This is a genomic window from Microcoleus sp. N9_B4 (assembly GCF_036701635.1).
Taxonomy (GTDB): domain Bacteria; phylum Cyanobacteriota; class Cyanobacteriia; order Cyanobacteriales; family Microcoleaceae; genus Microcoleus.
Map to the genome: position 1 here is coordinate 1 of NZ_JAUBRC010000020.1, position 26,597 is coordinate 26,597.

Here is a 26,597-nt window from a genome sequence, read left to right on the forward strand (position 1 = left end):
TGCTTGACTAATGATTGAAAGGCTTTGACAACTGCGGCGTAAGGGATATTTCGTTGAAATTGGTCGAATTTTCCGGCAATAAAATAACCTCTGGCTTTAGTAATTGGTTTATAAACTTCTTGTACTAAGGCGGATTTTCCAATGCCTGAGTAACCGGATACTAGCATCATTTCGGTGCTGCCCCTGCTGACTCGCTCAAAGGCTGCTAATAAGGTTTCCACTTCTGTTTCTCTGCCGTAGAGTTTTTCGGGGATGAGGAAATGGTCTGTAATATCCTGCGTTCCCAATGCAAACGTCTCAATGTTACCCGTGTTTTGTAATTGAGCCAGACAAATTTCTAAATCGTGTTTCAGTCCTAATGCACTCTGATAGCGATTTTCCGCATTCTTTGCCATCAGTTTACTAACAATTTGGGATAAAATTAGGGGGACTTCGGGATTGATTTGATGTACGGGAATCGGCTGTTTGGCGAGATGACAATGCACTAACTCCATTGGGTCGTCTGACTCGAAGGGTAACTGTGTTGTCAACAATTCATAGAAGGTCACACCCAGGGAATAAAAGTCACTCCGATAGTCAATGCCTCGATTCATTCTTCCTGTCTTTTCTGGGGAGAGATAAGCTAAGGTTCCTTCGAGGGTGTTGGGATTCTGGATTTCTTGGGTTTCTCTCGGCAGCAGGGAAGAAATACTGAAGTCAATGAGTTTAATTTGTTTGCTATGTGGGTTAATCAGAATATTGGCGGGTTTGATATCTTTATGAATAACTCGGTTTTGGTAGAGAGAGTGGAGAATATTTGCTAGTTCCCTGGCTAGGTTGAGAAAGTTTTCTAAAGATAAAGATGTATCGGGTTGGTTTTTATCAGTTGCGGCCGGGAGATAAGTAGACAGGGAAACTCCTCCAAAGTCTTCCATTATCAAAGCATAGGCGTTTTTGTAAGGTGCTAAATCGAGGGGTTCAACCACTCCAGGCAGACGTAGATTTTTGGCGATGGTATATTGGTTGCGGAATTGCAGCAGTTCGCTGAAGCTGGGGTATTCGTTTCGCAGCAGTTTGATGACGACTGGAGTGCGATCGCTCTCCCGAACACCGCGATAGACTAAAGTGCGAGATCCTGCATAGAGTTGTTCTGTTATGCGATACCCTGGCAGGTCAGTAATTGTCTCCATTTTCCAGTTCTCAATAAATTGGGGGTTACTATATCTCTAGTTTACTCAGCCAACTTGCAAAATTCTCAATAACCTCTAATGTTCCTGCAATTGTCAGTCCGCGTTCTGTACGAACGATCGCAGATCGTTCGATACTGAAGCCATATTATTAATTGTTTTACGGCTTGAGATTACCAACTGATAATAAGCGGCAATCCCGGTCGAAAATCTACCTGTTGTCCCTGCACTTCTCCATCAAAACCCAGCTCCACAAAATACTCGGTTCCTATCCGTAAGTTTAGCTGATTTGTCTCAAGCACTGCTTGAAGTTCAGGTGACGGATTATTGGCAGCAGGACTGACTAATTCTACGCGAGTAATTTCGCGTAAACCAACACCATGATCCAAAGGCTGTGACTTATCAGTAGAGTATTGATCTGGACGTTTACCAAAGGAAATTTGGAAAAGCATGGGCTCAGTCAAAACATCACTATTTGTTCCTACCGCGATACTCATCGTTTCAGATAAATAAGGTGGACGATAGGCCCAACTAGAAAATGCAACTGTGTCCTCAGAACCTTTGGCTGGACGCAAACAGATGCCAAATGGACACGCACCATTATTCCGATTTGTCGATCGCTCCCAAAGACGAGTCAAATGAATTCGCTCAGACTTCGCCTCTTCTGGATCGTGAATCCATAACAATTCCAACATTGCGTTATGGAAAAAGAAACAGCGATTGGCTGTACCTTGTCCGTGATGAATGCGAGATGCACCCTCAACTAATCCGAAGGATGATAAACGATTAGCTTCCGAAGCACCAATATCAGTAAGGATAAAAAGATGGTCGAATTCAAATGTCATAGCATTGTTCATAGAATTGCTCGATCGCTCAAGTAATTTTAATCCCCTGTGATTGCTTTTTTTCCGATCGCCACGCTGATGCTGCACAGCGTACTGTACCAAAGTCCCAAACCTCTACTCAGTAAATCTTTCCCAATCTAAAATCTAAAATCTAAAATCTAAAATCTAAAATCTAAAATCGCGCAATCGATAGTCCCAAACCTCTACTCAGTAAATCTTTCCCAATCTAAAATCTAAAATCTAAAATCGCGCAATCGATCGCCCCAACCTTCAAGTTACAACCAGATTGAGGAACCATCAGCCCGCATCCAGCAGTCTCAACATCCAGTTAGCGACAATTCTGCTAAAGTCAGGTCATCATCCCGTGCATCTTGTAGAGACGCGATTCGCAGCCTCTGGCCCGAAAGCAGTAAAATCCCATCAGCTTGTCACCTGCAACCCGATCGGCAGTAAGTTAAAAATTAAGGTAGTTTGAAAATAATCGCCCAAAGTTGAAAGAAGCCTGGACATCTGACCTAAACTCTCTAACTTAGACCCTCTAGCTGCGCTGCCATCCATATTTAAAAGATGCCATGTCAACCTTAGTCATCGTCGAATCTCCGACCAAAGCCCGCACCATCCGCAACTTCCTGCCCTCCACCTACCGTGTAGAGGCATCGATGGGCCATGTCCGCGACCTACCATCCTCCGCCGAAGAAAAACGGCTGTAAGGGGCAGCGAATTCGTAAAAATTCTTTACCAAACACCGATTGTAGCGGATTACAGCTTTGCCAGCTTAGTTGGGCGGGTGTTTGTTGCTGTTGAGCAGGCGGGGAGTCGGCGGCAAAAGCGATCGCACTGCGGAAAAATCGCCATTGGGGCCGATCGGGCAAATTTTTTTCGCTTCACCCCTTGACACCGAGGCAACGTGAGGCGTTTAGGATTGATTCATTCGCGATCGACTCTCAACAGAAAAAAGTTAACTGTCTTTACCGCGGTGCGATCGCCCTTTGATTCTCCCAATCTGCTCGGTTGAGGCGGTAAACAAAGCAGTCATCGCCGCCAAACCGTCGGGGTTCCACAAATTGGAAACCAAAACGTTGGTAGAAACGGTGGGCGCGGGTATTGTTCGCAAGCGGATCGATGAGTACAGCCGTCACAGCAGAGTCGGCGAAACATCGAGCAAGTGCAAGCTGCATCATTTGTGTGCCGTAGCCTTTGCTCAATTCTTTCTCCTCCCCGATCCAGATGTCAATGGCGCGGAGATTCGCAGCAACATCATCACCCCAGTAGTGACTCTCCTCAAGTGCTGGATCGATAATCTGGATAAATCCGATCGGGCGATTGTCGATTTCAGCAATCAATTGCTCCCTCCAGTCGGGAGTGCGATCGAGTTCTATCTCCCAACCCCAATCATCGTTAGTTTTTGCGTCAATTATGTGAGGTTGCTCGTCCCAGTGTCGCAATAAATTTAAATCTGCGGGGGTAGCGGGGCGTAAATTTATCATGGCTTGTTTGCATCTAAAACTTGTTGCAGCTTTGCTGTCGCGCACCAACGATCGCCTCTTTGGCAGATATCTGCAGTTTTGCGAAAGAGGCGATCGCTAAATCACGGAAACCACTGGATAATTATAACTCTCTTTCACCACTAAACCGTCCTTCCAATAGCCGATCGAGAGCTGGTTGCTCTTCGTGTCAATCATTTGATTGTCTATTTTAATCGTGAAATCATTATACCAGTTTGCGATTACTACAAAATCGTAATCTTTTTCGGCTGCCACAGCAATGTCTTGACTAATTAATTTTGATTCTCTAAATTCCACCAACATCTCATTAAAAAAATATTCTCTACCTTGACGGCACGCTTCTTTACCCTCGGTAACAGTTCCGTCACCTTCAATCATCACAATATCTTCGGAGTAATATTTATCTAAAACTGCGGATGTTTGAAAACGAGCGACCAAGTTATTGATATCTGCTAGCTTGAGCTGTAGTTCTTCTAATGTCATAAAAAATTACTTCACGCGAGCGACAAATAGGGAGCATCTGAGTTGGGATTTCACGATCGTTAAGAGTCGGAGAGTTCGTTAGAGATGACTGCTGGCACTCAATCGCTTTCCTCGGAATGAAATTATCTGCGTTGAATCTGTGTGTATCTGCCTCACATCTGCGGTTGAATTATCAATCGAAAATTTACGCAAATTTGTAAGGCGTTCCCAAAATCCTCTCAAAAATTAGTCCCACAATATCTGATGTTAGCTGGCGATCGCCAATCGGTCAAATAGTCGATCGCGCTTCTAGTCTTTTTGCAGGGAAACCATCAAATCTATCCCAATCTAAAATCTAAAACTTAAAATCTAAAATTGAGGAACCATCCGCCCGCATCCAACAGTCTCAGCATCCAGTTACCTACAATTCTGCTACAGTCAGTCATGACATCCCCGTGCATCTTCCAGAGACAAGGGTTTCCAGCCTCTGCGCCGACAGCAGTAAAATCCCATCAGCTTGTCACCTGCAACCCGATCGGCAGTAACTTAAAAATTAAGGTAGTTTGAAAATAACCCCCTAAAGTACCCATAAGCCTTGACATCCGACCTACACTCTGTAAATTAGACACTCTAACTGCGCCGCCATCCATATATAAAAAGATGCCATGTCAACTTTAGTCATCGTCGAATCTCCTACCAAAGCCCGTACCATTCGCAACTTCCTGCCCTCTACGTACCGGGTAGAGGCATCTATGGGCCATGTCCGCGACCTACCATCCTCCGCCGAAGAAATACCAGAAGCCGTTAAAGGAGAAAAATGGGCGCAACTCGGCGTAAACGTGGAGGCAGACTTTGAACCCCTCTACGTCATCCCGAAAGATAAAAAGAAAATTGTTAAAGAACTCAAAGACGCCCTCAAAGACGCCACAGAACTGATACTAGCCACGGACGAAGACCGGGAAGGGGAAAGCATTTCCTGGCATTTGCTGCAAATCCTCAAACCCAAAGTGCCCATCAAGCGGATGGTGTTTCACGAAATCACCCGCGAAGCAATCCGCGATGCTTTGACTCACTGTCGCGATATCGACAATCGAGTTGTACAAGCCCAAGAAACTCGCCGAATTCTCGACAGACTCGTCGGTTACACTCTCTCTCCGCTACTGTGGAAAAAAATCGCTTGGGGTTTGTCCGCCGGTAGAGTGCAGTCAGTCGCTGTACGCCTGTTGGTGCGCCGGGAACGGGAACGCCGCGCTTTCCGCCAAGGTAGTTACTGGGATTTAAAAGCCCTTTTGACCCCCCCTACTCCCCCCCTTGGTAAGGGGGGGCAGGGGGGTGCCTTTGACGCCAAACTCGTGACAGTCGGCAATGTGAAAGTTGCAAACGGCAGCGATTTTGATGAAAATACCGGGCAAATTATCGCAGGCCGCCGCGTACTTTTGCTGAACGAAGAACAGGCGCGGGCTTTACTCTCACGGATTCAAAACAAACCTTGGACTGTCGGGAATATTGAAGAACGGCCTGTCACCCGCAAACCTTCGCCGCCGTTTACGACCTCGACTTTGCAGCAGGAAGCTAACCGCAAACTGAGGCTGGGTGCGCGGGAAACCATGCGAATTGCCCAAAGTCTCTACGAACGCGGTTTTATCACCTATATGCGGACGGATTCGGTACATTTGTCCGAACAGGCGATCGCAGCGGCGCGCAGTTGCGTGCAAGAACTTTACGGCAGCGAATACCTCAGCCCCCAACCGCGCAAATATACGACTAAAAGCAAAGGCGCGCAGGAAGCCCACGAAGCTATCCGTCCCGCCGGCAGCACTTTTCGGACTCCGCAGCAAACTGGATTGGATGGGATTGATTTCCGCCTCTATGATTTGATTTGGAAGCGGACTGTCGCTTCTCAAATGGCCGATTCCCGCCAAACTCACGTCACTGTATTAACTCAGGTAGAAGATGCCGGTTTCCGTTCCAGCGGCAAACGCATTGATTTTCCCGGCTTTTTGCGGGCATACGTGGAAGGTTCCGACGATCCGAATGCGGCGCTGGAAGACCAAGAGGTGATTTTGCCGGCGCTGAAGGTGGGGGATAAACCTAATTGTAAGGATTTAGAGGCAGTTGGCCACGAAACTCAACCTCCTGCCCGCTACACGGAAGCTTCTCTGGTGAAAATGTTGGAAAGCGAAGGTGTGGGCCGTCCGAGTACCTATGCGAGTATTATCGGTACAATTGTCGATCGGGGATATGCCAAATTAATAGCTAACGCCCTAATTCCGACATTCACCGCTTTCGCCGTCACGACTTTATTGGAAACACATTTTCCCGATTTAGTAGACACGGGTTTTACTTCCCGAATGGAACAAACCCTCGATGAAATTGCTACCGGCGAGGCGAAATGGTTGCCGTATTTGCAAAAGTTTTATACAGGGGAAACCGGACTCGCAACCCAAGTTAAAGAACAGGAAAGTCAGATTGATGCGAAAGTTGCCCGAACTGTGGTATTGGAGAATATTTCAGCTAAAGTCTGCATCGGCAAATTCGGCGCATACCTGGAATCTGAAAGCGAAGAAGGCCTGGTAAAAGCATCGATTCCCCAAGATTTGACGCCGGCAGATTTAGACCCGGAACAAGTGGAGTTTCTGTTAAAGCAAAAAACGGAAGGGCCGGAAAAATTGGGTCTTCACCCGGAAACTGGGGAACCGATTTATGTGCTGATTGGCAGTTATGGGCCATACGTTCAGTTAGGGGAAGTTTCGGAAACGAATAAGAAACCGAAGCGGGCTTCTTTACCGAAGGGGACGGATAAGGATAGCGTGACGCTGGATATGGCGGTGAGTTTGTTGACTTTACCTCGGTTGTTGGGATCTCACCCGGAGACGGGGGCGAAGGTGCAAGCTAATTTGGGGATGTACGGGCCTTATGTGGTGCATGACCAGGGTAAGGTGGGGAAAGATTATCGATCGATCAAACCGCCGGATGATGTTTTGACGATCGAGCTCGATCGGGCATTAGAGTTATTATCGCAGCCGAAAGCCGCCCGCGGTCGCAGCAAATCAGCCACACCTTTGAAGGAATTGGGCGCGCATCCAGAGTCGGGAGAATTGATCAATGTTTACGACGGCCGCTACGGCCCCTACGTGAAACACGGCGATATCAATGCTTCTTTGTCCAAGGATGAATCTGTAGAGAATTTCACCTTACAAAAAGCACTGGATTTGTTAGCAGCGAAGGAAGCAGCGGGCGGCGGAAAATCTAGCAGCAAGTCGAAGAAGTCAACTAAGACTGCGGCGGCGAAGTCGGAGACTGCAACTGAGAAGACTGCGGCGAAGAAAACTACTGCTAAAAAGACGACAACTGCGACGAAGAAAACCACTGCTAAAAAGACGGCGACTGCGACAACAGCCAAGAAAACAACTAAGTCAAGTTAGCAGGATTTACGCACTGTACGGTCAGAAACCGGGTTTTTTGCAATAATTTGTTTGAGCAGACAGATTCGGTAAAAAACCCGGTTTCTTCGATCGCGCCGTGCGTAAGTAGGTCGGCTCTTTCTAAAGTAATCCTTTCGTTCTCATGATATAATCAAGACTATCCATGTAGTAATTGGAGTAATTGAATCACCATGATAGCTGAACTTATGGTACAACCTTCCTACTGGATCGATCGTGAGATTTCGATTCAGAAAGTCAGAAATCTTTACTTATTCAAATTTACGGAAAACCTACAAGCCCGATTAGAAGAACTAGCCGACAGAAAAAAGGCTAATCTTTTAACTTCAGAAGAGGTTGTAGAATTAGCAAGCTTACTAGAACTAGATCGGATTTTTACCTTAATTAACGCTAAAGTTATAGCAGCCTCATGTCCGTAAACCGCGCTACTAGAAATTTAGTAAGAAGTAGAGCTAATTTTCTTTGTGAATATTGCCATTCAGCGGAAGAAAGTAGCTCTACTCTATTTACAATAGATCATATTTTACCTCGATCGATTGGTGGTAGCGATGAGCTTGAAAACTTAGCTTTAGCTTGTCATCGCTGTAATAATAATCGCTATAATTTTGTCACTGGTACTGACCCAGAAACAGAACAAGAAGTAACTTTGTTTAACCCCCGCCAACAGCAATGGTCTGAGCATTTTAACTGGTCTGCGGATGGTTTAGAAATAATGGGTATTACTCCAACAGGTAGGGGAACCTGCGATCGATTAGACCTTAACGATCAATATCATAATGAAGGAGCGATTATTAGAGCTCGTCGTTTATGGATTAGGGCAGGGTGGCATCCTCCCTCTGGCGATCCTCGCCAAAATTCATAATAATGTAGTATTATAATATAGTCAGTTCAAATTATTACTGAATTTCCCTCCTCATGAATGCCCCAGCCACTACCCTTCAAGCTGCATTACAAAGTCTTCCTCAAGGCGCTTCAGAAGCTATTGTCAGTGCTCATTTTTCACCTCAGTTTATGCAAGCATTGGGATTTGAATCTGATGAGGTTGTTCCCGAATATGATACTAATGGTGGTGGAATAGTTGATAAAGCAGCTAGAAAAACTATTGAAAATGATATATTTTTACACACAAAATCTAATCCCTATCTCCTTTTAGAGCTAAAAGGAAAAGACATCAATCTTACGGAAGGTACACCCGGGTACTTAAAAACAGTTAATCAACTTAAGCGACAGTTACTTGGTTCTAATTGCAAGTCAGCCGAATGGGGAATTATTACCAACTCATCCCATGTCCAACTGTTTAGAAAGCATGGTAAAGTAATCTTTCCCGCTACTCAATGCTTGGCTCTGGAATTGAATAACGTCGATCGAGTTGTTGCGGATATAAGAAAGAAGATTCAAGCACCAAGTAGAGCCTTGACAGTAACAATCTATAATAACAAAGGGGGTGTGGGAAAAACAACTACAACAGTTAACCTGGCAGGTATTTTGACTTTTTTAGGCAAAAAAGTTTTGGTAATAGATTTTGATTTTAATCAACAAGATTTAACAAGTGCTTTAGGTATTCCAGTCAGTAATGGGGTTCTTAAAGCAGCTCTTACAGACAAGAACGCAGGTCTAAAATCAGCCGTGAATCCATATAATTTCTCTACTAAAAAAATACAACTCAGTTTTGATATTATTCCTGCTGACAATGACCTGGGTAACGAGTCTGACGATAAACTTCGCAGCTTCATGCAAATGCGTGTACTGTACAAGAAGCTCGAATTTGCAAGGCAGGACTATGATTATATTTTGATAGATTCATCCCCGAATTGGCGTTTCATTAGTCAACTTGCGGTATATGCGGCTGATGTTATCCTCATTCCTACAAAACACAACAACCTCTTTTCTCTAGAGAATGCGGCAACCGCTATTAAGAAATTCATCCCTGAAATACAAGCCGATAAAGGTGAGGGAAATCCCATTGCCTTACCAATCTTTTTTAATGGAGAAAAAATTACCCAGCCACAACTAGAAGTTGCTCAACAAGAAATTAACAATATTCTGAAAAATGCTAAAAAAGACAAATTTGATCTACTGCCCTACTTCTATCCTAAGTACACCAGTGCGAAAAAAGACTTACATATTCATCAAGTACCAAGTTACGCTAACATAGCTAATGCTGCGTTCTCACGCATTCCTGCTGTTTATCGAGATCGTTCGGCCCATGAATACTACAAAAATTTAGCGAAGGAATACTTTTTACAATGAAAATTTCTAACATTATTGGCAGTTTGATGCATCTATACCTAGATGAAATCGAGCCAGGAGAGGGTACTGATGCTCCTGAGTTTTTGATCAAAGCTACTGCAAATATCCTTAAACAAAAGGGGGGACGAAACTGGCTCCCAGTTATCGTAAAAGAAACTGGTGAAGACAAGTATCAAGTTATTAGTAATTCCTTTGTTTATGCTGTAGCAGAGGAAGCTGGGCTAGAAAGAGTCTGGTGCATTATTGCTGATGATAGTGATGATACTACTACACTCACTAAAATCCTTGCAGGTGAGGACAAGCCTAAAATAAATCTTTCCACAGCATCCAGAGATGAAATTATGGCAGCATTGCAATATTTGATTGAACAACCGAACAGCGAGCTAAAATCCGTTAAACTTGCTGTAGCAACAAATCGAATTGATGAGGCTCCTCGTCTGTATTGGAAAAATTTTGAGCCAATCACAAGCTTGAAATGCGGTATTACCAAAGGCAAAAAACTTGACGCAATTAAGAGTGTATTTTATCTGACTCCCCAATCAATGCCAGATACGATAAACGACGTGACTATTCTCAGAACAATGACTACTGTTGAATTAAAAGCAATAGCCAAGAAAAGAGGAATTGCTGGCATAACTAAGATGAAGAAAGATGCTCTGATTGAGGCGCTAAGCTAATGGGCTCTGTTATGAAATGCTTGATTCTGTTGGCGGATGCCATCCAGCACTAACCCACTGACGCCTGACAGTAACAGCAATATTATTGTTTAGTTGTAGTGCTGTGACTGTTGCGCGGCCGCAATCTGTAAGTCCAATAATTTCTGTAGCGTCTTCACTCCAAGCAAAATTTTGTGACCATTGTTGAGTGCGCGGATTAAACAACTTAACGTGCTTTTGCGTGACCCGATCGAAGGCGTCAGTTTGGGTTCCTTTGTAATTATTGCACAGAGTACAAGCCAGCCAGAGATTTTCTTCCTCGTCACTACCGCCAATCGCTTTACGAATAATATGGTCAATTTCCAGTATTCCCAAAATATACTTTTCTAAACTGCGACAATAACCGCAGCGGTTTTGAGCTTGTGCGCGAACTCTGAATCGCACTTGTTCGGAAATTGCCATTTTGCTTATCCTTTTAATGGTTCCAGCAAGCCGCGCCGCACAGCTTCATTTAAGGCTTGAGCTTGTCGCAATAGTCGAGTTTCATATATGTGGATTAATGCCTGCAATTCAGCCAGTTCTACAGATGCGATCGTACCGGATTGTTGGCGGTCTAGCAATTCACTCAATCGTTGTTCTTGGAGTGGTTGCAGCCGGAGTTGAGTCTGAGTGATTACTTCTGAATCAGACAGTGCTGATACTGGTTTAGCGGTTGGTAAGAGAAAATTTTCCAGAGTTTCTACTAGAATCTCACTCACGGTGCGGTGGCGTTGCAGCGCTAGCAATTCTGCTTGGTGATAGACTTCATCTGGCAAATTTAGGGTGATTTGGGCGGTCATAGGTGCAAAGCTATGAAACTAATATTTATATTATGCCAGATTTTACTTTTAGTATGAGACATCTGCCCAAAAGAAATGAAGAAGGAGCTCGCTTGCTAAAAAGACGGCGACTGCGACAAAGTAGAAAACCAAGTGAAATTAGTTTAGTTTTCACTCATCCAGAAACCCGGTTTATTAAAAAAAACGAGTTTCTTTATTTATAAAATACTAGACAAGCTGGCAAAAATAGGTTTGTACTTCCGTCCTTAAAATTCTCTTCTCTTCCTTTGTGTCATAAACGTCTGCGCGGTTCCATCGCCCCTATTTTTTTTTCAGACATATCAACTAAAACTCTTGTCAAGCCTAGCTTTTGGGCTTGCTTGTCACCTGTCGGCCAAATCATCCTATTTACTTATTGACAATTGGTCCTCTCTGTTAAATTGTCAGGGAACGAACATATAAGGTTAAAAATTGTATCATAAGCAACAGAAAGTACCCAATCTTTTATGTAGCGCTCTACAATGGACAAAAGAAACAAGATTAAGAGGCGCGATCGCTATGGGTATCAATGAAAACCTAGACTGGGAAGAAGCATTTGAGTACCGAGCGGGCTTAACAGTGGAGTTGAAGTCCCAGCCAGGTGTTTTCGATACGATCGCTTACTATGAAGTGATGATGGTACCCCCCATCTGGTTAGAAAATGACCCGCGTCCCCGCTATTCTCACGAACTGCGAGTCGTTTCCCACCAGCCAACTGTGTCCAATATTTGCCGGATTTCAGAGTGCCCTGTTTTAGTCGCTTCCTAAGTTTTTTCAGCGGGAAATATCGGCGATGGCCTCTAGCCAGCAATCAAACCGATGCAGTGATTTTCGGATTGAGATTGCTTGAGTTTACTTTGTGGCGATCGCTTAAGATATAGATGGCGACCCAGAACGATAGACGCGAATCAATTGACCTGTTAATGTTGCAAGTGAGGAAATAGCTTCATTAATGTTAGTCGCCATTCTTGCTAAGTCATCATCTGCCTTACAGACAATAATACCAGCATGGTCAGGCTGTGAGCTGTGCAGTCTAATAAAATGACGGCGATTGAGAGTTAAAACAGCTCGATTTTCATCGACTGCAAAAGCTAACACTTCTTCGTCAGGGATTTTTTGGTTATCTTTTCCGGCTTCTTGCACTGTCAGAATATTGTGCCCCATCTGGCGCAGCAATTCTACAACCTCTCTGGGAAATTGTTCGTCACCATAAAGACGCGCCATCATTTCAATCCTCGTCATTTTCGCGGATAGCTATTTCAATTTCATCGGGAAAAGCTGCCGCATAAGTCCAGGCATTTGCTAAATCAGTAGCGGTTAGTGTGGGATAGTTATCTAAGAGTCGAGATTCGTTCATACCCAAGCGACGAAAACTTTCCAGTAGCCAAACAGGAATGCGAGTGTTTCTGATACAAGCATCACCGCCGCAGACACCGGGAGTTTTGCTAATTCCTTGCCAGGTGTTGGCTAAGTTTTGGGTTAATAATTGGATGATTTGAGCTTTCTCGGTTGGCGTTAAAGCCAGAAGTTGCGCTTCTAATTCTTTGATAGTCATAGAAATTTTGGTACTTATGAAATATAGCGGTTCTCAAGCGTGGTGAGGTATGCGGGTTCCTTCCATGCCCATGCCCTATCCCCTCTTTGCACCTCATGTTAATGAGAAAGGCTATATGTATGTATTTGCTATTATAGTGCGATCGCCTGGAGTCGAAACTCGTTCATACCCAAACGACGAAAACTTTCCAGTACCCAAACAAGAATGAGAGTATTTCTCATACAAGCATCACCGCCACAGACACCGGGAGTTTGGCTAATTCATTGCCAGGTGTTAGCTATATTTTGGGTTAATAATTAGATATAGCAATCCTAAATCATTTGTGTAATCCTTGTAGGGGCAAACCCCCCGTGGTTGCCCCCATGAAACCGGGGTAGGCACTCTTAGCACTACCCCTACATCTTTTTACGACTCCTGCAAGGATTGCTATTATACGCACGCAGTTCCTTTCTCTCTGCTGACTTCCTCTGCGCCCTCTGCGCCTCTGCGGTTCATTTAAAAAAAGCCCGTTCACAATTTCAATAGCATTGCTATATCTTTTTAACTTCTTGATAAATCTCTAAATTATAAAAATTGCTCACCCTTTTACCCTGAGCTTAAACGAACACAAAAAACTTTAAGATAAAAAAAGTCCTACCATTTTAGATTTTAAATTTTAGATTGGGAATGACTGAGGACATAAAACTTTGGATTTTGCCTACAGTTGCATTTTTTTTGAATAACTGGTATTAGCCATCAGCAGGCACAAACTAAAATCAACTTCAGGTATAAATCATAATGACTTCTACCTTGAGAAGCATATTTTTCGGGACTTGCACAACATCTCCCACCACCGGCAGCACATACGCATCAGGTGCACAGTGCACACTCTACGAAAAATCTTGTGTAAATCCTATTTTATATTGCTGAATTCCTTGATCCCTAAAAATTTACCCCTTTATTCCCTCCAAATTGTGCGATGTTTAGCCATAAATTAACATTGATTTAAACTTTGATGGAGACATAAACGAGCTAGAATTCAATAGTTGGTGTGGAAGACATGGAGTTTAAATACAAAATGTCACAGATAACAAATTAATATCGATCGCACTTTACAAAACAATCCAAACTCAGGAGTCAATCGCTGATGATGCTAGGAACAACCGAGATCCCGCAATTAAAGCCGCTTTCCGACTCAGAACTACACAAAATGAACGCCTACTGGCGGGCGGCAAACTACCTATCCGTCGGACAAATCTATCTCCTCGACAACCCCCTACTCAAAGAACCCCTCAAAATCGAACACGTCAAACCGAGACTCCTCGGACATTGGGGCACTACTCCAGGTTTAAACTTCATCTACGTTCACCTCAACCGCCTGATCAAAGCCCAAGACCTCAACACCATCTACATCGCAGGCCCAGGACACGGCGGGCCGGGCTTGGTCGCCAACACCTATCTTGAAGGCACTTACAGCGAATATTACTCGAACATTTCCGAAGATGAAGAGGGTATCAAACGGCTATTCAAACAGTTCTCCTTTCCCGGCGGTATCCCCAGCCACGTCGCCCCGGAAACCCCCGGTTCGATTCACGAAGGCGGCGAACTCGGCTACGCCCTCGTCCACGCTTACGGGGCTGCCTTCGACAATCCCGATTTGATTGTGGCGGCCGTTGTTGGTGACGGGGAAGCCGAAAGCGGCCCCTTGGCTGCTAGCTGGCACTCTAACAAGTTTCTCAACCCGGTTCGCGACGGGGCCGTGTTGCCGATTTTGCACTTGAACGGCTACAAAATTGCCAATCCAACGCTGTTGGCCCGCATTCCGCAGGAGGAATTGGAAAGTTTGATGGTCGGTTATGGCTACAAACCTTATTGGGTGGAAGGTTCAGACCCGGAAACCATGCACCAGTTGATGGCTGCAACTCTCGATACCGCGATCGGCGAAATTAAGGCGATTCAGGAAAAAGCCCGGACGGAGGGCTATTCCGGCCGTCCCCAGTGGCCGATGATTGTGATGAAAACTCCCAAAGGCTGGACGGGGCCGAAGGAAGTAGACGGTAAGAAAACTGAGGATTATTGGCGATCGCACCAAGTCCCACTTTCGGAAATGGCTTCTAAGCCGGGACACGTCCAACTCCTCGAAGATTGGATGAAAAGCTATAAGCCGGAAGAACTCTTCGACGAAAAGGGCAAGTTAATTCCCGAATTAGCAGAACTCGCACCCAAAGGATCTCGACGCATGGGGGCAAATCCCCACGCTAACGGCGGCCTGCTGCTGCGAGACTTGAAAATGCCCAAATTTGAAGACTACGCCGTTGACGTGCAAAAACCGGGCACTGTAATGGCAGAAGCAACCAGGGTGACTGGCCGCTTCCTGCGAGACGTGATGAAACTCAATCAAGAAAACGCCAATTTCCGCATTGTCGGGCCCGACGAGACGGCCTCAAACCGTCTCGATCCGGTGTTTGAAGTGACGAACCGGGTGTGGACGGGGGAAATTTTGCCCGAAGACGATCACATCTCCCCCGACGGCCGGGTGATGGAAGTCCTCAGCGAACATCTATGTCAGGGATGGCTGGAAGGCTATTTGCTGACGGGACGCCACGGCTTTTTCTCTTGTTACGAGGCGTTTATTCACATCATCGATTCGATGTTCAACCAACACGCCAAGTGGTTGAAAACTACTCGTCACATTCCTTGGCGCAGACCGATCGCATCTCTCAACTACCTGCTAACTTCTCACGTTTGGCGACAAGACCACAACGGTTTTTCTCACCAAGATCCGGGTTTTATCGACCACGTAATTAACAAGAAAGCTGAGGTTGTGCGGATTTATTTGCCGCCAGATGCGAATACTTTGCTGTCAGTAACGGATCACTGTCTCCGCAGTCGCCACTATGTCAACGTGATTATTGCAGGGAAGCAGCCGGCATTGCAGTATTTGGATATGGATTCTGCGATTAAACACTGTACCGCCGGCATCGGCATTTGGGAGTGGGCCAGCAATGATAAAGGTGGCGAACCAGATGTGGTGATGGCTTGCGCGGGTGATGTTCCGACGCTGGAAACTTTGGCTGCGGTTGACATTCTCCGCCGAGATTATCCCGATTTAAAAGTGCGGGTGGTGAATGTGGTGGATTTGATGACGCTGCAACCTGCTAGCGAACATCCCCACGGTTTGTCTGACAAGGATTTTGATACTTTGTTCACGAAAGATAAGCCGGTGATTTTTGCTTTTCACGGCTATCCTTGGCTGATTCACCGCTTGACTTATCGCCGGACAAATCACCCGAATATTCACGTTCGGGGTTACAAGGAAGAGGGCACGACTACGACGCCGTTTGATATGGTGGTGATTAATGACCTCGATCGATTCCATTTAGTTCGAGATGTACTCGATCGCGTTCCCAAACTGAGTTCAGTCGCAGCTTACGGCAAACAAGCTATCCGTGACAAGCTGATCGAACACAGGCAGTATATCAACGAACACGGCGATGATATGCCGGAAATCCGCGACTGGCAGTGGCCGCACGCGGGCGCGGTTGCGTCGGAAGCGCCGAAGGAAACGAAAGATCCGACAACGACAGGAGATCAAGCCGTGCGATCGGGTGCACCTGGGTAGGTGCGATCGCTTCTCGACCTCTGCGTGAATCGGCGTTAATCTATTGTCATCTGCGGTTAACAAATTCTCTTTTTTTAACCGCAGATACAGGCAGATTAACACAGATTAACGCAGATGATTTAGATTAATTCAACAGGATCGGTAATGCTGAAAGAAATAGAAATCCAAAATTTTAGGTGTTTTGAGCAAATCAAAATTTCGGGGTTTGAAAGAGTCAATTTAATCGGCGGTAAAAATAATGCCGGCAAAACAGTCTTGCTAGAAGCACTTTTTCTCAATGTTGTTCCTGACGCTGGCAGTCTAGCAATGCTAAGAGAACTTAGAAGAGAGCCATCAAAAGCCATAGAAGCCATGCCAGATAGAATCTGGGATAACTTATTTTATGGGCTTAAAAAAGAGAGAACCATATTAATTATTGGGACAGATGACAATAATAATACCGATAGATTAGGAATTACACTAGATAGCAATTCATTGAAACATATTATACTTCTTGAATTTATCAGAAACGAAGATTTATCTACTGCGTTTTCCACAGAAGTTTCTGCCAAGCGTTTAACGACTTATGAGCTTTTTCCTAATAATAATGAAGTGCCAATTATTCCCTGTTTTAACAAAACTTCTGGCAATGAGCTCACACAAGCATACGATAACGCGCGTTTGGATGACAAAGATAGCGAAGTTTTGAAAGCTTTTCAAGTTTTAGACTCTTCTATAGAATCAGTAGAGAGTTTTTCGATTGGAGAACCCACGCTCTACTTGAGAAGAAAAGGCGAAAAGCGTTTGCCTTTATCATTGTTTGGAGATGCCATTAACAGAGTTGGAGAAATAATCCTTAAACTGGTCAACAATAAGTATAAAATATTGCTAATCGATGAGATAGAAAATGGCATTCACCATACAAAGCAGGAGGAGTTTTGGAGAATTTTATTTCGGTTGGCGGTGGAACTGGATACCCAGATTTTTGCTACAACTCACAGTTTAGAGATGCTGCAAGCATTTGCTGATGTTGGTTTAGAACAAAATCAGGAATGTAGCAGCGCATATTTTGAACTAGCCAAGAAACCGAAAACAGATCAAATAATCGGCATACGGCGGGATTTAGAAACCTTGAATTACGCACTAGAACATCAAAAAGGAGTGAGAGGTGAGTAATCTCGTAATAGTAGAAAGTAAAAATGATGCGATTTTTATGAAAGCAATGGTTGAATTTCTCAACTGCAACATCAAGATAGAACAACCTATTTATATAGAGGAGTATAAAGCTTTGTCAGGCTTGGATGAAAAAAAATTAACTAATGCTTTAAAAGCTTTAAAAGCCGACCTTCAAAAAACAGATATAGAAAAGATTGGAATTATTATTGATATTGATAACTATTCAGATCGAGAACGGCTGGAATTTGTAGATAGATGTATAAAACAGGTGTTTGAAGCTGAAAGCTTGTCAAGCACTAAACAATTTATCGATATTTGTACAGATCATGGAACAAATGCAAAATTGGCTTGTTACTTTACAAATGTTGGAGGTAAAGGCGAACTGGAAACGCTTTTAAAGACAATAAAGGCTAGAGAATCTCCTCATGCTGATTGTTTAGATAGCTGGAGAAGTTGCATAAAAGAAAAGGAGGGAAAGGAAATTAAGCAGAAAGATTTTGATAAATTTTGGATTAACAACTATATTAGGTATGATACTTGCTCAAAGCAGGATCAGAAACAAGCTGGCAGAAAATGCAGTATGTCTGAGTTTGAGTATGTTATGGAACACAAAAAAGATATTTGGAATTGGGCTCATCCTGCACTCGATGATTTGAAGGAGTTTTTTACACTCTTTTGCTAACATAGTAAAATTCACACACAATTAACTAACTCATGAGCTTAAAAATCTACTTTGTACGACACGGTGAAACGACTTACAGCCAAACAGGTGGCTTCTGCGGCGCTATCGATCCAGAATTAACAGCAGAAGGTGTTAAAATGGCAGAACAGTTTGCCGCCACTTACGCAAAATTGCCTTGGAATGCTATTTATGTCAGTCCCATGAAACGCACAATTGCTACTGCAAAACCTTTGTGCGATGCTGTGGGAATTGAAATGCAGCTTCGCGACGGACTGAGGGAAATTAAGTACGGTGAGTGGGAAGGCAAAACAGTAGAAGAGGTCAAAGAAGAATACGAAGAAGATTATATTAATTGGCTGACTGAACCTGCTTGGAATGCACCAAACGGCGGCGAAACTTCGGTGCAAATTGCCAGTAGAGCTTCCTTAGTTATTGCAGAAATTGAGGAAAAATATAAGAATGGAAATGTGTTGGTTGTCTCCCACAAAGCAACTATTAGAATTATTCTGTGCAGTCTGTTGGGGATTGATTTGGGACGTTATCGCGATCGCATTGCCGCTTTAGCAGCTTCTGTCAGTATTGTCAAGTTTGACGTGCGCGGCCCGTTGCTGGAGGTTTTGGGCGATCGATCGTACATGGATGAAACTCTCCAGAATTTACCCGGTACTTGAAATTGCGGGTAGGGTGCGCGCACTGCCTACCCGGAGCGTCTGAAACTAAATCGCGCCTATGTAAGACAATCCTAAAATAGTACCTGCTCCCAAAATATGACCAAAGGCAGTAGTGCCCAAAACTGCACCCAAACTCAAACCGCCGAACATACTTGATGAGGGCATTGCTGGGCCTGTGGTAGGATTCTGGATGGTTGATTTGCCGATCGCAATAGCTAAAATATTGCAAAGAATCATAATCAAACCGATCGTGGGGCTCCACTCTACGGTTCTGGGGGCAACGGCAAGTAAAATTGGTGTAAACATCGATCGGCTCCTTAAACTTTAGTAAATGAAAATCTGCATAGAAGATATATCAAAAAAATGCAACTGTTAGCTACACATTGCATTAACAGTTAATTTTTCGACATTTTTCTTAATAAATTTCCCAGGATCTCAAGATTTCTTAGTCTGTGCAGGCGGACGAAAGTTTGACAAGACGCGATTGCAATCGCCTAGCGATCGAAAGCACGAATCAACAGGACATAATCAAGCATGAAAATACTGGTGTTAAATGCGGGTTCTAGCAGTCAAAAGAGCTGTCTTTACGAGTTAAACGATGCCCTGCCCGATCGACCTTTGCAACCCCTCTGGGAGGCTCAAATTGATTGGACTCACCAGCAGGGTATAGCAGAGTTGAAAGTCAAAACAGCAAAAGGCGATCGGCTTGAAGAGGAATTTGCATCCGAGTCTCGCGAAGATGCTATTTCTCGAATGCTGGAGACTCTTTGGAGGGGAAAAACTCAAACCATTAATGATTTAAAGGAGATTGATATTGTCGGCCACCGCGTCGTACACGGCGGACAAGATTATCAGCAAAGTACGTTAATTTCGCCGGATGTTAAACAGGCGATCGCCCGTTTATCTGTTTTCGCCCCCGTTCACAATCCCGTTAACCTCGAAGGTATCGAAGCGATTGAAAAAATCCTCGGAAATGTGCCGCAAGTAGCAGTATTTGATACCGCTTTTCACGCACAATTGCCGCCCGCAGCCTTTGTTTATCCCGGCCCCTATGAATGGCTGGAAAATGGGATTCGACGCTACGGTTTTCACGGGATTAGCCATCAATATTGCGCGCGTCGGGCCGCCGACATTCTGGGTCAAGATTTGGCAGATTTGCGGTTGATTAGCTGTCATTTGGGCAACGGATGTTCTCTGGCGGCCATTCGCGAGGGCGTGAGTGTTGACACGACGATGGGATTTACGCCTCTGGAAGGTTTGATGATGGGAAGTCGATCGGGTTCGATCGATCCAGGCATTCTCATTCATCTGTTAAAACAATCCGATTTTACTGCTGAGAAACTTGATGGTATTCTCAATCGAAATTCAGGTTTAAAAGGGATTTCAGGCGTGTCTAGCGATCTGCGGCAGATTGGAGATGCGATCGCCCAAGGTAATCAGAGAGCTCAACTTGCTTTGGATATTTATATCCACCGTTTGCGTGCCGGAATTGGTGCCATGCTGGCGACTTTGGGAGGGTTAGATGCCTTAATTTTTACGGCGGGAGTTGGGGAAAATTCCGCTGTTGTGCGGGCTGCCACCTGCGAAGCTTTTGGATTTATCGGGTTAAAATTGGATGGGGATAAAAATCAACAGTCAGCGATCGATCAAGATATTGCGGCAGTGGATTCAGCCGTGAGAATTTTGGTAATTCACACACAGGAGGATTGGGAAATTGCGCGAGAATGCTGGAAACTTTATCACTAAATTATTGTATGAATTCCTGCAACCGCGATGCCCACTCAGCTTCGCAGAATCGTCAACAATCACGAACGGCGCCACCGGAATTGATCTAATTCATCTGCGTTCATCTATGTTTATCTGCCCTCATCTGCGGTAAAAAAAAGAGAATGTATTAACCGCAGATGACAATGAATGGACGCTGATTTACGCAGATAAAGAGAGGTCGAGACGTTTATTCTTCCATTTTCCCTGAAACATCATTACTCTTTCAGCAATGCTGTGGGTTGATGGTAGCGCCGATTACAAAACTTGCTTGGGGGCGATCGGAATTTCAATAATAAACTCGCTCCCCTCTCCAGGTGCAGAAACGCAAGTCAATTTTCCGCCATGAGAACTGACAACAATCGAGTGAGAAATAGACAATCCCAAACCAGTTCCCGAACCCACTGGCTTAGTTGTAAAAAATGGATCGAATATCTTGTGCAGCACCTCAGTGCTCATCCCCGGCCCGCTGTCGGCAATTCTAATTATGGCAGAATTCCTGTCTGTCACCTCTGTAGAAATTGTAATCGTAGGCTGTTGATGAGAGTTTTCCGGGCAATCTCTTGCGACGAGGAGAGCATCGATCGCATTTGTCAAAATATTCATAAATACCTGATTCAACTGAGACGCATAACAAGTAATTAGGGGTAGCGTGCTGTAATTTTTAATCACCTCAATTCCCAAACGCCCGCCCTCTTTTCTCAGGCGCGGTTGCAGCAACATCACCGTACTGTCGATGCCTTGATGGATATCTACCGACTTCATTTGCGCTTCGTCGAGGCGCGAAAAATTCCGCAAGCTTAGCACAATATCCCGGATTCTTTCCGCACCTACTTTCATGGAATCCAGCAGCTTTTGCAAATCCTCGCTCAAGAATTCTAGCTCAATTGTTTCTATTTCTTCTAGAATTTCATCAGCAGGTTCTGGATAGTGCTGCTGGTAAAGCTCAATCAATTTTAGCAAGTCTTTAACGTATTCGCTAGCCGGATTGAGATTGCCGTAGATGAAACTTACAGGATTATTAATTTCGTGAGCTACACCAGCGACCATTTGCCCTAAACTAGACATCTTTTCCGTTTGGATTAATTGAGCTTGAGTTAGTTTAAGTTCGCGCAAAGTTTGTTCTAAACGCTCGTTCTTTTCATTTAACTCCTGCGTCCGCTCTTGTACTTTCTGTTCCACCGAATTGTAAAGTAGAGCATTTTCCAAAGAAATAGCAACTTGGGAAGAAAGCAACCTTAAAACTTCCAATCTGTGGGGAGTAAATGCTCCGACAGTCAAATTGTTTTCTAAATAAAGAATGCCGATCAGTTTGCCTTGGTTGATGATTGGAGTACACAAAATAGATTGCAGTTGGTGTTTAGCGATGTAAGGATCGGCTGTGAATAGTCCCTCAGCCGCCGCATTGCTCAACACCAAATCCGAGCGAGTTCTTTCCACATAATTAATCACCGTCACAGGTAAATCATGATAGTCTCCAACAGGCGTAAATTGCAGCACAGCTACATCTTCAGCAAATACTGACGCTTTAGCTGAAATCAACAGTTGACCATCTCTGACTAAAATCAGAAAACCTAATTGAGCCCCCGCATTTTCTAAGGAGATTCTCATCAAAGAAGCCAGCAACTTATCGAGGACAATTTCGCTAGAAATCGCCAGAGATGCTTTCATTACCGTTGCCAAATCCAGCACTCTAGCATCGCTGCCAGTAGAAGTATGAATAGTTGTGGTAGTTTGACTGTTGTTAAAACTGCCGTTGATTGGCGTCATTTCCCGCAACTGCGGATACTTCTGTTCTAAATCTTCTACTTTGCGAACTGCACCCCAGCGCAAGTAGCACGAGTGAGCTTCGCGCAAGTGGATTTTGGCATATTGATACTTGCCTTTACTCAACCAAAACTTAGCTGCTAGTTCATTAGCTAGCGCTTCATTTTGGACAAACTCATTGTCTTGGGCTAAATTTATAGAGAAATCGTACAGTTCTACAGCTTCTGAATCTTTCTTGGAAATTCGGGCTATTTCTGCTTGTACTAAAAGGTACTTGTGCAGAAAATTTTCTGCACAGTTGTCTGCCCAAATTTTCATCTGTTTTTGGTTTTCCTCTAACTTTTCCAAGAATTCCTTTTGCTTGTCTTCTGAAACATTTGGGAAAACTGCGGCTAAAGTTAGAGAAAAGAAAAAATTCCATTCAGTAGCGGGTATCGCTCCGGTAATAAAAGATAGCTGTTTTTCTACTTCAAAAGCTAGTTGTAGCGCTTCGTTGAAGTTGCCGTACCAGTACATTACCTGGCATTTGCGAATCTGATAAAGGCAGAGCGAGTACAAATTTTGATGAGCTTGACAGTTGTGTACGTATTCAGCTTCGCTGATATCTTCGCTTTCAAATACAAACTTTTCAGGAGTTAGTTTGCTCAAGTTACGCAGGATTAACTCTACCCCTAATAATATATCGGTTACGAGTTGATTTTTGGTTTTTTGGCTGAACTGCAAATACCTGCTCGTGTCGGCCAGAATTTGCGAGATTTCTTTACCTTGAAAAAATGAGTTAGCTATGCGGTTGGACAGGATATAACCCGCATACTCTAAATCTCCTGATTCTAAAGCTGCTTGATATCCTTCATTGCTGATTGCGTGGGAATCTTTGATGTGATTGAACCAGTAATAAAAAATACTGACCAGGGATGAACAAGCTCTGCACTTCAAGCCGATATTGCCCGATTTTTCGCTGAGATTCAGCGATAGCAAGCCGAATTGATAAGCAGCTTTGTAATCTCCCGAAACTGCGTTTAAGAACATACCGTAGCCAGCATAGCAAAGAGAGGCTTCGGGTACTAAACCGTATTGTAGAGAAAGATTGACTCCTTTTAAAACGCTGACTTTCCACAAGTCGGGATTTTTGAGGTACGCCGATGTCAGCAAGTTGGTAATTAGTTTGACTGCAACTTTTTTGTCGGGTACAGTCATTTCGGGGGCGTCAATTAGGGAAGCTATTTCTCTACCTGCTAAAATATTTGTGGCTGCTGCAAATTCTTCGGATATGACTTTTTGTAGCCCGTCTAGCGGCAAGTCAATGCCTAGCAAGTCCAAAGCTTTAATTCCGGCTTTAACGGCTTCTTCGTACTTCGCCCGCAGGGTATACTGCACGATCAGCAGGTTGTAAATTTCTACCTTTTCTAAGGCCGATCGCGCTTTTTGCAGAGTTATATTAATAAATTCTTCAGAATTCTCGAAATAACCGTTTAAATACTCAACATTTGCCCGCTCCATGTGCAAGGCAAACGCTAAATCGTAGTGGGCATCCCAAATATCGGCGTTCAAACCGTCCATACCTGCGGTCAAATACTGCAAGGCAGCAACATAAGCAGTGGCATCTTTGGCTCTGCGGGCCGCGTCTAAATTCAGCGTTGCCAGCTCAATTAATTCTCGATCGTCTCTAATTAGCGATCGAGCTACATTCAAGTGATCGACTAATTCAAAGATTCTGTCAGCGCGATATTCAGCCGGAGTGTTTTCTAGGATTTGCCTGCCTATTTTCAGGTGAACTGCCTTTTTTTGCGAGTCGTCGATCAGAGCGTAAGCTGCTTGCTGTACCCGATCGTGCAAAAATTTATAATTCAGAATTAATAGCGGAAACAGCACGTAATCTAATGACTTGCTTTCCAATTCCGAAGTTGGCAGAATCAGTCCCGACTTAATCGCCGGCAACAGGTGGGAAAAAGTTTCCGAGGCTTCTTTTTCATGAATTAAAGAAAGAGTATTTAAGTCAAATTCGTTGCCCAAACAAGCCACTAAACGCAAAACTTGCTGCGTTGAACTTGGCAGTTTTCTCAATTTTTGTACCATCAAATCTACTACATTGTCAGTGATAGCGCACTGCTCAATTTGAGTCATATCCCAATGCCAGCCGCCCTTGCTCCCCGACTGTGGCGGGTGAAAAACTAGCAGGTTTTCCTGATACAATGTTTGTAGGAATTGATTGACAAAAAAAGGATTGCCGTCGGTTTTGCTAATTACCAATTCAGCTAAAGGTTTAACAGATTCTCGATCGCTGTGCAAAGTCTCCGCAATCAAATGAGTTATATTTTCCACCCCCAGCGGCGACAAAGCAATCTGATTAATGATAGCTTCCTGATTTCGCAGCGTCTCCACAGTCATCATTAAAGGATGAGTAGGACTAACTTCATTATCCCGATAAGCACCAATTAAAAACAGATATTGCGTAGCTTCATCTGTCATCATCAATTCGATCAATTTGAGAGTAGCAGAATCAGCCCACTGCAAATCGTCGAGAAAAATGACCAGCGGATGTTCTGGCTGGCAAAATACGCGAATGAAATTTTGAAATACTAAATTAAAGCGGTTCAGAGATTCCGTCGGCCCCAATTCAGCTACAGGAGACTGAGCTCCGACAATTAGTTCAACTTCGGGGATGACATCAATAATAATTTGCCCGTTTTGACCGAAGGAAGTGCGGAGTTTTTCGCGCCAAACTGCTAATTGAGCCTCGCTTTCAGTTAACAGTTGCCGCACCAATTCCGAAAAAGCGCTGACAACGGCAGAGTAAGGAATAGTCCGCTTGTACTGGTCAAACTTTCCCCAAATAAAATATCCACGTCTGCGGGTAATCGGTTTGTCTAAAATCTTCACCATTGCAGATTTGCCAATGCCGGAATAACCTGCAATCAGCATCATCTCGCTGCGGGATTTATGCTGTCCTCTCGCCAGGACTGACAAGGGAATTTCTTTTTTCGATTTGATCTCTTTTTTGATGACAGAAATTTGAGAATCGTCGGTGCGGTAGCCTCGATTATTTGTTGCTGCTACCCGTTCAAATGCCGCTAAAAGAGTTTCAACTTCTCGCTGTCTGCCGTAAAGTTTTTGAGGTATTTGAAATTTGTCGGAAATATCTTGGCTGCCGAGAGGAAACTCAGAAACAACCCCAGATGTTTGCCACTGAAACAGGCAGGATTCCAAATCTGCTTTTAGTCCCCAAGCACTTTGATAGCGCTCCTCAGCGGTTTTTGCTAACAATTTCATCACAATATCTGAAACAGCTTGAGGAATTTCTGGGGCCATTTCAGCGAGAGGTACTGGCTGTTTGGCGATGTGACAGTGAACTAACTCCATCGGATCTGTAGTGGGAAAAGGGAGTTGTCCTGCCAGGATTTCATAGAAGGTCACGCCGAGGGAATAAAAGTCGGTGCGGTAATCGATTACCCGGTTCGTTCTGCCGGTTTGTTCGGGCGACATATAGGCTAAAGTGCCTTCTAAAAAATTAGGATTTTTATTCGGAACGTGTTCTAGGTTTGATGCAGTTGAGATGCTGAAATCTATGAGTTTAACTTGTCCGGTAGCTGGATTAAAAACTATATTAGAGGGATTTATATCTTTATGAATTACATTTTTCCCGTGGATTTCTCCCAAAGTTTCAGCAACTTTGATGGCCGTAGTCAGAAATCCTAAAATGGTAAATTTTTGGGAACCCATAAATATTTTTAAAGATTCCCCGCCAAAATCTTCTAAGATCATTGCCAGACTATTTCTAACCTGTTGCAACTTATACACTTTCACAACTCCGTCCAACAGGCTTAAGTTGGCAGTGATCTGATATTCGCGCTTGTATCTATTCAGTTCTTCAGGAGTCGGATAGTCTTCTTTGATAAGTTTGATAATAACAGGTTGGTTGTTCTGCTCGTTGTGACCGCGGTAAACCAGGGAAGTGCTGCTTTCATAAATGAGAGCGAGAACTGCAACGCCGGGAATTGCCATCATAGTTGGGTTCTCTCAAATTAGGTGTGCTTTGTCAATGTTACAGGACTGACGCGCGGCGGGCTAGAAACCGGGTTTCTTCGTTGCTAGTCGTTGACAAACCCAAGATTTTTTCGTGTAAATCGGGTTTCTTTTCGTAAATCCTATGTTATTCTTCATTATCGCTCAAGAGCTATCTTTTGGGATGTGTGGGAAGACACGCCTTGACAGCAAAGA

General features: G+C 44.1%; 23 protein-coding genes and 1 pseudogene. 12 read left to right on the plus strand and 12 right to left on the minus strand.

The window, feature by feature from the left end; genetic code table 11:
• Window positions 1-1,169 (minus strand): protein kinase domain-containing protein (locus QUA43_RS14960; protein ID WP_333374917.1); only part of this gene is annotated, 1,169 nt, incomplete at its 3' end.
• 170 nt (window positions 1,170-1,339) lie between these two features.
• Window positions 1,340-2,023: a VOC family protein gene (locus QUA43_RS14965; protein WP_333374920.1), complete on the minus strand. Its 684-nt coding sequence runs from the start codon at window positions 2,021-2,023 to the stop codon at window positions 1,340-1,342.
• A 560-nt stretch (window positions 2,024-2,583) separates the two neighbouring features.
• Here QUA43_RS14965 and QUA43_RS30860 point away from each other — a divergent pair.
• Window positions 2,584-2,709, plus strand: a pseudogene (locus QUA43_RS30860) (toprim domain-containing protein); the annotation flags it as partial.
• Here QUA43_RS30860 and QUA43_RS14970 read toward each other — a convergent pair.
• From QUA43_RS14970 to QUA43_RS14980, 3 genes are all read right to left on the minus strand, one after another.
• Window positions 2,689-2,883, minus strand: coding sequence for a hypothetical protein (locus tag QUA43_RS14970; RefSeq protein ID WP_333374922.1), 195 nt, complete (start codon window positions 2,881-2,883; stop codon window positions 2,689-2,691). The pseudogene QUA43_RS30860 and the gene QUA43_RS14970 sit on opposite strands and share 21 nt — an antisense overlap.
• Window positions 2,884-2,979: 96 nt before the next feature.
• Window positions 2,980-3,498 (minus strand): GNAT family N-acetyltransferase, encoded by a 519-nt coding sequence (locus QUA43_RS14975; protein WP_333374923.1) that lies wholly within the window; start codon window positions 3,496-3,498, stop codon window positions 2,980-2,982.
• A 96-nt stretch (window positions 3,499-3,594) separates the two neighbouring features.
• Window positions 3,595-3,999 carry a hypothetical protein gene (locus QUA43_RS14980; RefSeq protein ID WP_333374924.1) on the minus strand — a complete coding sequence of 135 codons (405 nt, stop codon included), beginning with the start codon at window positions 3,997-3,999 and terminating at the stop codon, window positions 3,595-3,597.
• A gap of 644 nt (window positions 4,000-4,643) precedes the next feature.
• On the opposite strand from QUA43_RS14980, the gene topA reads away from it, so the two are divergent.
• The 5 genes from topA to QUA43_RS15005 all read left to right on the plus strand — a co-directional run bounded on the left by topA (window position 4,644) and on the right by QUA43_RS15005 (window position 10,348).
• Window positions 4,644-7,403: a type I DNA topoisomerase gene (gene topA, locus QUA43_RS14985; protein ID WP_333374926.1), complete on the plus strand. Its 2,760-nt coding sequence runs from the start codon at window positions 4,644-4,646 to the stop codon at window positions 7,401-7,403.
• Window positions 7,404-7,594: 191 nt separating this feature from the next.
• Window positions 7,595-7,840 (plus strand): hypothetical protein, encoded by a 246-nt coding sequence (locus QUA43_RS14990; protein ID WP_015178580.1) that lies wholly within the window; start codon window positions 7,595-7,597, stop codon window positions 7,838-7,840.
• Complete coding sequence (locus QUA43_RS14995; RefSeq protein WP_333374928.1) at window positions 7,831-8,283, plus strand: HNH endonuclease signature motif containing protein; 453 nt, start codon at window positions 7,831-7,833, stop codon at window positions 8,281-8,283. The genes QUA43_RS14990 and QUA43_RS14995 overlap by 10 nt, the downstream gene beginning before the upstream one ends.
• Window positions 8,284-8,336: 53 nt before the next feature.
• Window positions 8,337-9,671 carry a ParA family protein gene (locus QUA43_RS15000; protein ID WP_333374929.1) on the plus strand — a complete coding sequence of 445 codons (1,335 nt, stop codon included), beginning with the start codon at window positions 8,337-8,339 and terminating at the stop codon, window positions 9,669-9,671.
• The gene (locus tag QUA43_RS15005; RefSeq protein ID WP_333374931.1) at window positions 9,668-10,348 is read left to right on the plus strand and encodes a Rho termination factor N-terminal domain-containing protein; all 681 of its coding nucleotides are present in this window, start codon (window positions 9,668-9,670) and stop codon (window positions 10,346-10,348) included. Before QUA43_RS15000 ends, QUA43_RS15005 begins: the two co-directional genes overlap by 4 nt.
• 9 nt (window positions 10,349-10,357) lie before the next feature.
• Here the strand turns inward: QUA43_RS15005 and QUA43_RS15010 are convergent, their stop codons facing one another.
• Both QUA43_RS15010 and QUA43_RS15015 read right to left on the minus strand, forming a co-directional pair.
• Window positions 10,358-10,789 carry an HNH endonuclease signature motif containing protein gene (locus QUA43_RS15010; RefSeq protein ID WP_333374932.1) on the minus strand — a complete coding sequence of 144 codons (432 nt, stop codon included), beginning with the start codon at window positions 10,787-10,789 and terminating at the stop codon, window positions 10,358-10,360.
• Window positions 10,790-10,794: 5 nt separating this feature from the next.
• Complete coding sequence (locus QUA43_RS15015; RefSeq protein WP_006634749.1) at window positions 10,795-11,166, minus strand: hypothetical protein; 372 nt, start codon at window positions 11,164-11,166, stop codon at window positions 10,795-10,797.
• Between the two features lie 537 nt (window positions 11,167-11,703).
• On the opposite strand from QUA43_RS15015, the gene QUA43_RS15020 reads away from it, so the two are divergent.
• Window positions 11,704-11,952, plus strand: coding sequence for a hypothetical protein (locus tag QUA43_RS15020; protein ID WP_333374934.1), 249 nt, complete (start codon window positions 11,704-11,706; stop codon window positions 11,950-11,952).
• A gap of 102 nt (window positions 11,953-12,054) precedes the next feature.
• Here the strand turns inward: QUA43_RS15020 and QUA43_RS15025 are convergent, their stop codons facing one another.
• From QUA43_RS15025 to QUA43_RS15035, 3 genes are all read right to left on the minus strand, one after another.
• Window positions 12,055-12,426 (minus strand): DUF5615 family PIN-like protein, encoded by a 372-nt coding sequence (locus tag QUA43_RS15025; protein ID WP_445301974.1) that lies wholly within the window; start codon window positions 12,424-12,426, stop codon window positions 12,055-12,057.
• The gene (locus QUA43_RS15030) at window positions 12,413-12,739 is read right to left on the minus strand and encodes a DUF433 domain-containing protein (protein ID WP_333374935.1); all 327 of its coding nucleotides are present in this window, start codon (window positions 12,737-12,739) and stop codon (window positions 12,413-12,415) included. The genes QUA43_RS15025 and QUA43_RS15030 overlap by 14 nt, the downstream gene beginning before the upstream one ends.
• A 131-nt stretch (window positions 12,740-12,870) precedes the next feature.
• Window positions 12,871-12,960 (minus strand): hypothetical protein, encoded by a 90-nt coding sequence (locus tag QUA43_RS15035; RefSeq protein ID WP_333374937.1) that lies wholly within the window; start codon window positions 12,958-12,960, stop codon window positions 12,871-12,873.
• A 905-nt stretch (window positions 12,961-13,865) separates the two neighbouring features.
• Here QUA43_RS15035 and QUA43_RS15040 point away from each other — a divergent pair.
• From QUA43_RS15040 to QUA43_RS15055, 4 genes are all read left to right on the plus strand, one after another.
• Entirely contained in the window at window positions 13,866-16,340 is a 2,475-nt protein-coding gene (locus QUA43_RS15040; protein WP_333374939.1) for a phosphoketolase family protein, read from the plus strand.
• A gap of 144 nt (window positions 16,341-16,484) precedes the next feature.
• Entirely contained in the window at window positions 16,485-17,495 is a 1,011-nt protein-coding gene (locus QUA43_RS15045; RefSeq protein ID WP_333374941.1) for an AAA family ATPase, read from the plus strand.
• Window positions 17,488-18,177 carry a DUF3226 domain-containing protein gene (locus QUA43_RS15050; protein WP_333374943.1) on the plus strand — a complete coding sequence of 230 codons (690 nt, stop codon included), beginning with the start codon at window positions 17,488-17,490 and terminating at the stop codon, window positions 18,175-18,177. The genes QUA43_RS15045 and QUA43_RS15050 overlap by 8 nt, the downstream gene beginning before the upstream one ends.
• Before the next feature lie 32 nt (window positions 18,178-18,209).
• Window positions 18,210-18,848 (plus strand): histidine phosphatase family protein, encoded by a 639-nt coding sequence (locus tag QUA43_RS15055; RefSeq protein WP_333374945.1) that lies wholly within the window; start codon window positions 18,210-18,212, stop codon window positions 18,846-18,848.
• A gap of 45 nt (window positions 18,849-18,893) precedes the next feature.
• On the opposite strand, the gene psaK is transcribed toward QUA43_RS15055, so the two are convergent.
• A complete protein-coding gene (psaK, locus tag QUA43_RS15060) occupies window positions 18,894-19,154 on the minus strand; it encodes a photosystem I reaction center subunit PsaK (protein WP_333331916.1) in 261 nt (86 codons plus the stop codon).
• A 228-nt stretch (window positions 19,155-19,382) separates the two neighbouring features.
• Between psaK and QUA43_RS15065 the strand changes: the two genes are divergently transcribed.
• Window positions 19,383-20,594, plus strand: a complete 1,212-nt coding sequence (locus QUA43_RS15065; RefSeq protein WP_333374947.1) for an acetate kinase — start codon at window positions 19,383-19,385, stop codon at window positions 20,592-20,594.
• Between the two features lie 276 nt (window positions 20,595-20,870).
• On the opposite strand, the gene QUA43_RS15070 is transcribed toward QUA43_RS15065, so the two are convergent.
• A complete protein-coding gene (locus tag QUA43_RS15070; RefSeq protein WP_333374948.1) occupies window positions 20,871-26,384 on the minus strand; it encodes an AAA family ATPase in 5,514 nt (1,837 codons plus the stop codon).
• Window positions 26,385-26,597: the final 213 nt, after the last annotated feature.

Excerpts from the sequence above, each read along its gene's own strand:
- QUA43_RS15005 (WP_333374931.1), top strand. The coding sequence starts at position 9,668 with ATGAAAATTTCTAACATTATTGGCAGTTTGATGCATCTATACCTAGAT.
- QUA43_RS15030 (WP_333374935.1), bottom strand. The coding sequence starts at position 12,739 with ATGACTATCAAAGAATTAGAAGCGCAACTTCTGGCTTTAACGCCAACC.
- topA (WP_333374926.1), top strand. The coding sequence starts at position 4,644 with ATGTCAACTTTAGTCATCGTCGAATCTCCTACCAAAGCCCGTACCATT.
- QUA43_RS15055 (WP_333374945.1), top strand. The coding sequence starts at position 18,210 with ATGAGCTTAAAAATCTACTTTGTACGACACGGTGAAACGACTTACAGC.
- QUA43_RS15040 (WP_333374939.1), top strand. The coding sequence starts at position 13,866 with ATGATGCTAGGAACAACCGAGATCCCGCAATTAAAGCCGCTTTCCGAC.
- QUA43_RS14995 (WP_333374928.1), top strand. The coding sequence starts at position 7,831 with ATGTCCGTAAACCGCGCTACTAGAAATTTAGTAAGAAGTAGAGCTAAT.
- QUA43_RS15010 (WP_333374932.1), bottom strand. The coding sequence starts at position 10,789 with ATGGCAATTTCCGAACAAGTGCGATTCAGAGTTCGCGCACAAGCTCAA.
- QUA43_RS14980 (WP_333374924.1), bottom strand. The coding sequence starts at position 3,999 with ATGACATTAGAAGAACTACAGCTCAAGCTAGCAGATATCAATAACTTG.
- QUA43_RS15065 (WP_333374947.1), top strand. The coding sequence starts at position 19,383 with ATGAAAATACTGGTGTTAAATGCGGGTTCTAGCAGTCAAAAGAGCTGT.
- QUA43_RS15070 (WP_333374948.1), bottom strand. The coding sequence starts at position 26,384 with ATGATGGCAATTCCCGGCGTTGCAGTTCTCGCTCTCATTTATGAAAGC.
- QUA43_RS14975 (WP_333374923.1), bottom strand. The coding sequence starts at position 3,498 with ATGATAAATTTACGCCCCGCTACCCCCGCAGATTTAAATTTATTGCGA.
- QUA43_RS15025 (WP_445301974.1), bottom strand. The coding sequence starts at position 12,426 with ATGACGAGGATTGAAATGATGGCGCGTCTTTATGGTGACGAACAATTT.
- QUA43_RS15015 (WP_006634749.1), bottom strand. The coding sequence starts at position 11,166 with ATGACCGCCCAAATCACCCTAAATTTGCCAGATGAAGTCTATCACCAA.
- QUA43_RS15045 (WP_333374941.1), top strand. The coding sequence starts at position 16,485 with ATGCTGAAAGAAATAGAAATCCAAAATTTTAGGTGTTTTGAGCAAATC.
- QUA43_RS14965 (WP_333374920.1), bottom strand. The coding sequence starts at position 2,023 with ATGAACAATGCTATGACATTTGAATTCGACCATCTTTTTATCCTTACT.
- psaK (WP_333331916.1), bottom strand. The coding sequence starts at position 19,154 with ATGTTTACACCAATTTTACTTGCCGTTGCCCCCAGAACCGTAGAGTGG.
- QUA43_RS15000 (WP_333374929.1), top strand. The coding sequence starts at position 8,337 with ATGAATGCCCCAGCCACTACCCTTCAAGCTGCATTACAAAGTCTTCCT.
- QUA43_RS14990 (WP_015178580.1), top strand. The coding sequence starts at position 7,595 with ATGATAGCTGAACTTATGGTACAACCTTCCTACTGGATCGATCGTGAG.
- QUA43_RS15020 (WP_333374934.1), top strand. The coding sequence starts at position 11,704 with ATGGGTATCAATGAAAACCTAGACTGGGAAGAAGCATTTGAGTACCGA.
- QUA43_RS15035 (WP_333374937.1), bottom strand. The coding sequence starts at position 12,960 with ATGAGAAATACTCTCATTCTTGTTTGGGTACTGGAAAGTTTTCGTCGT.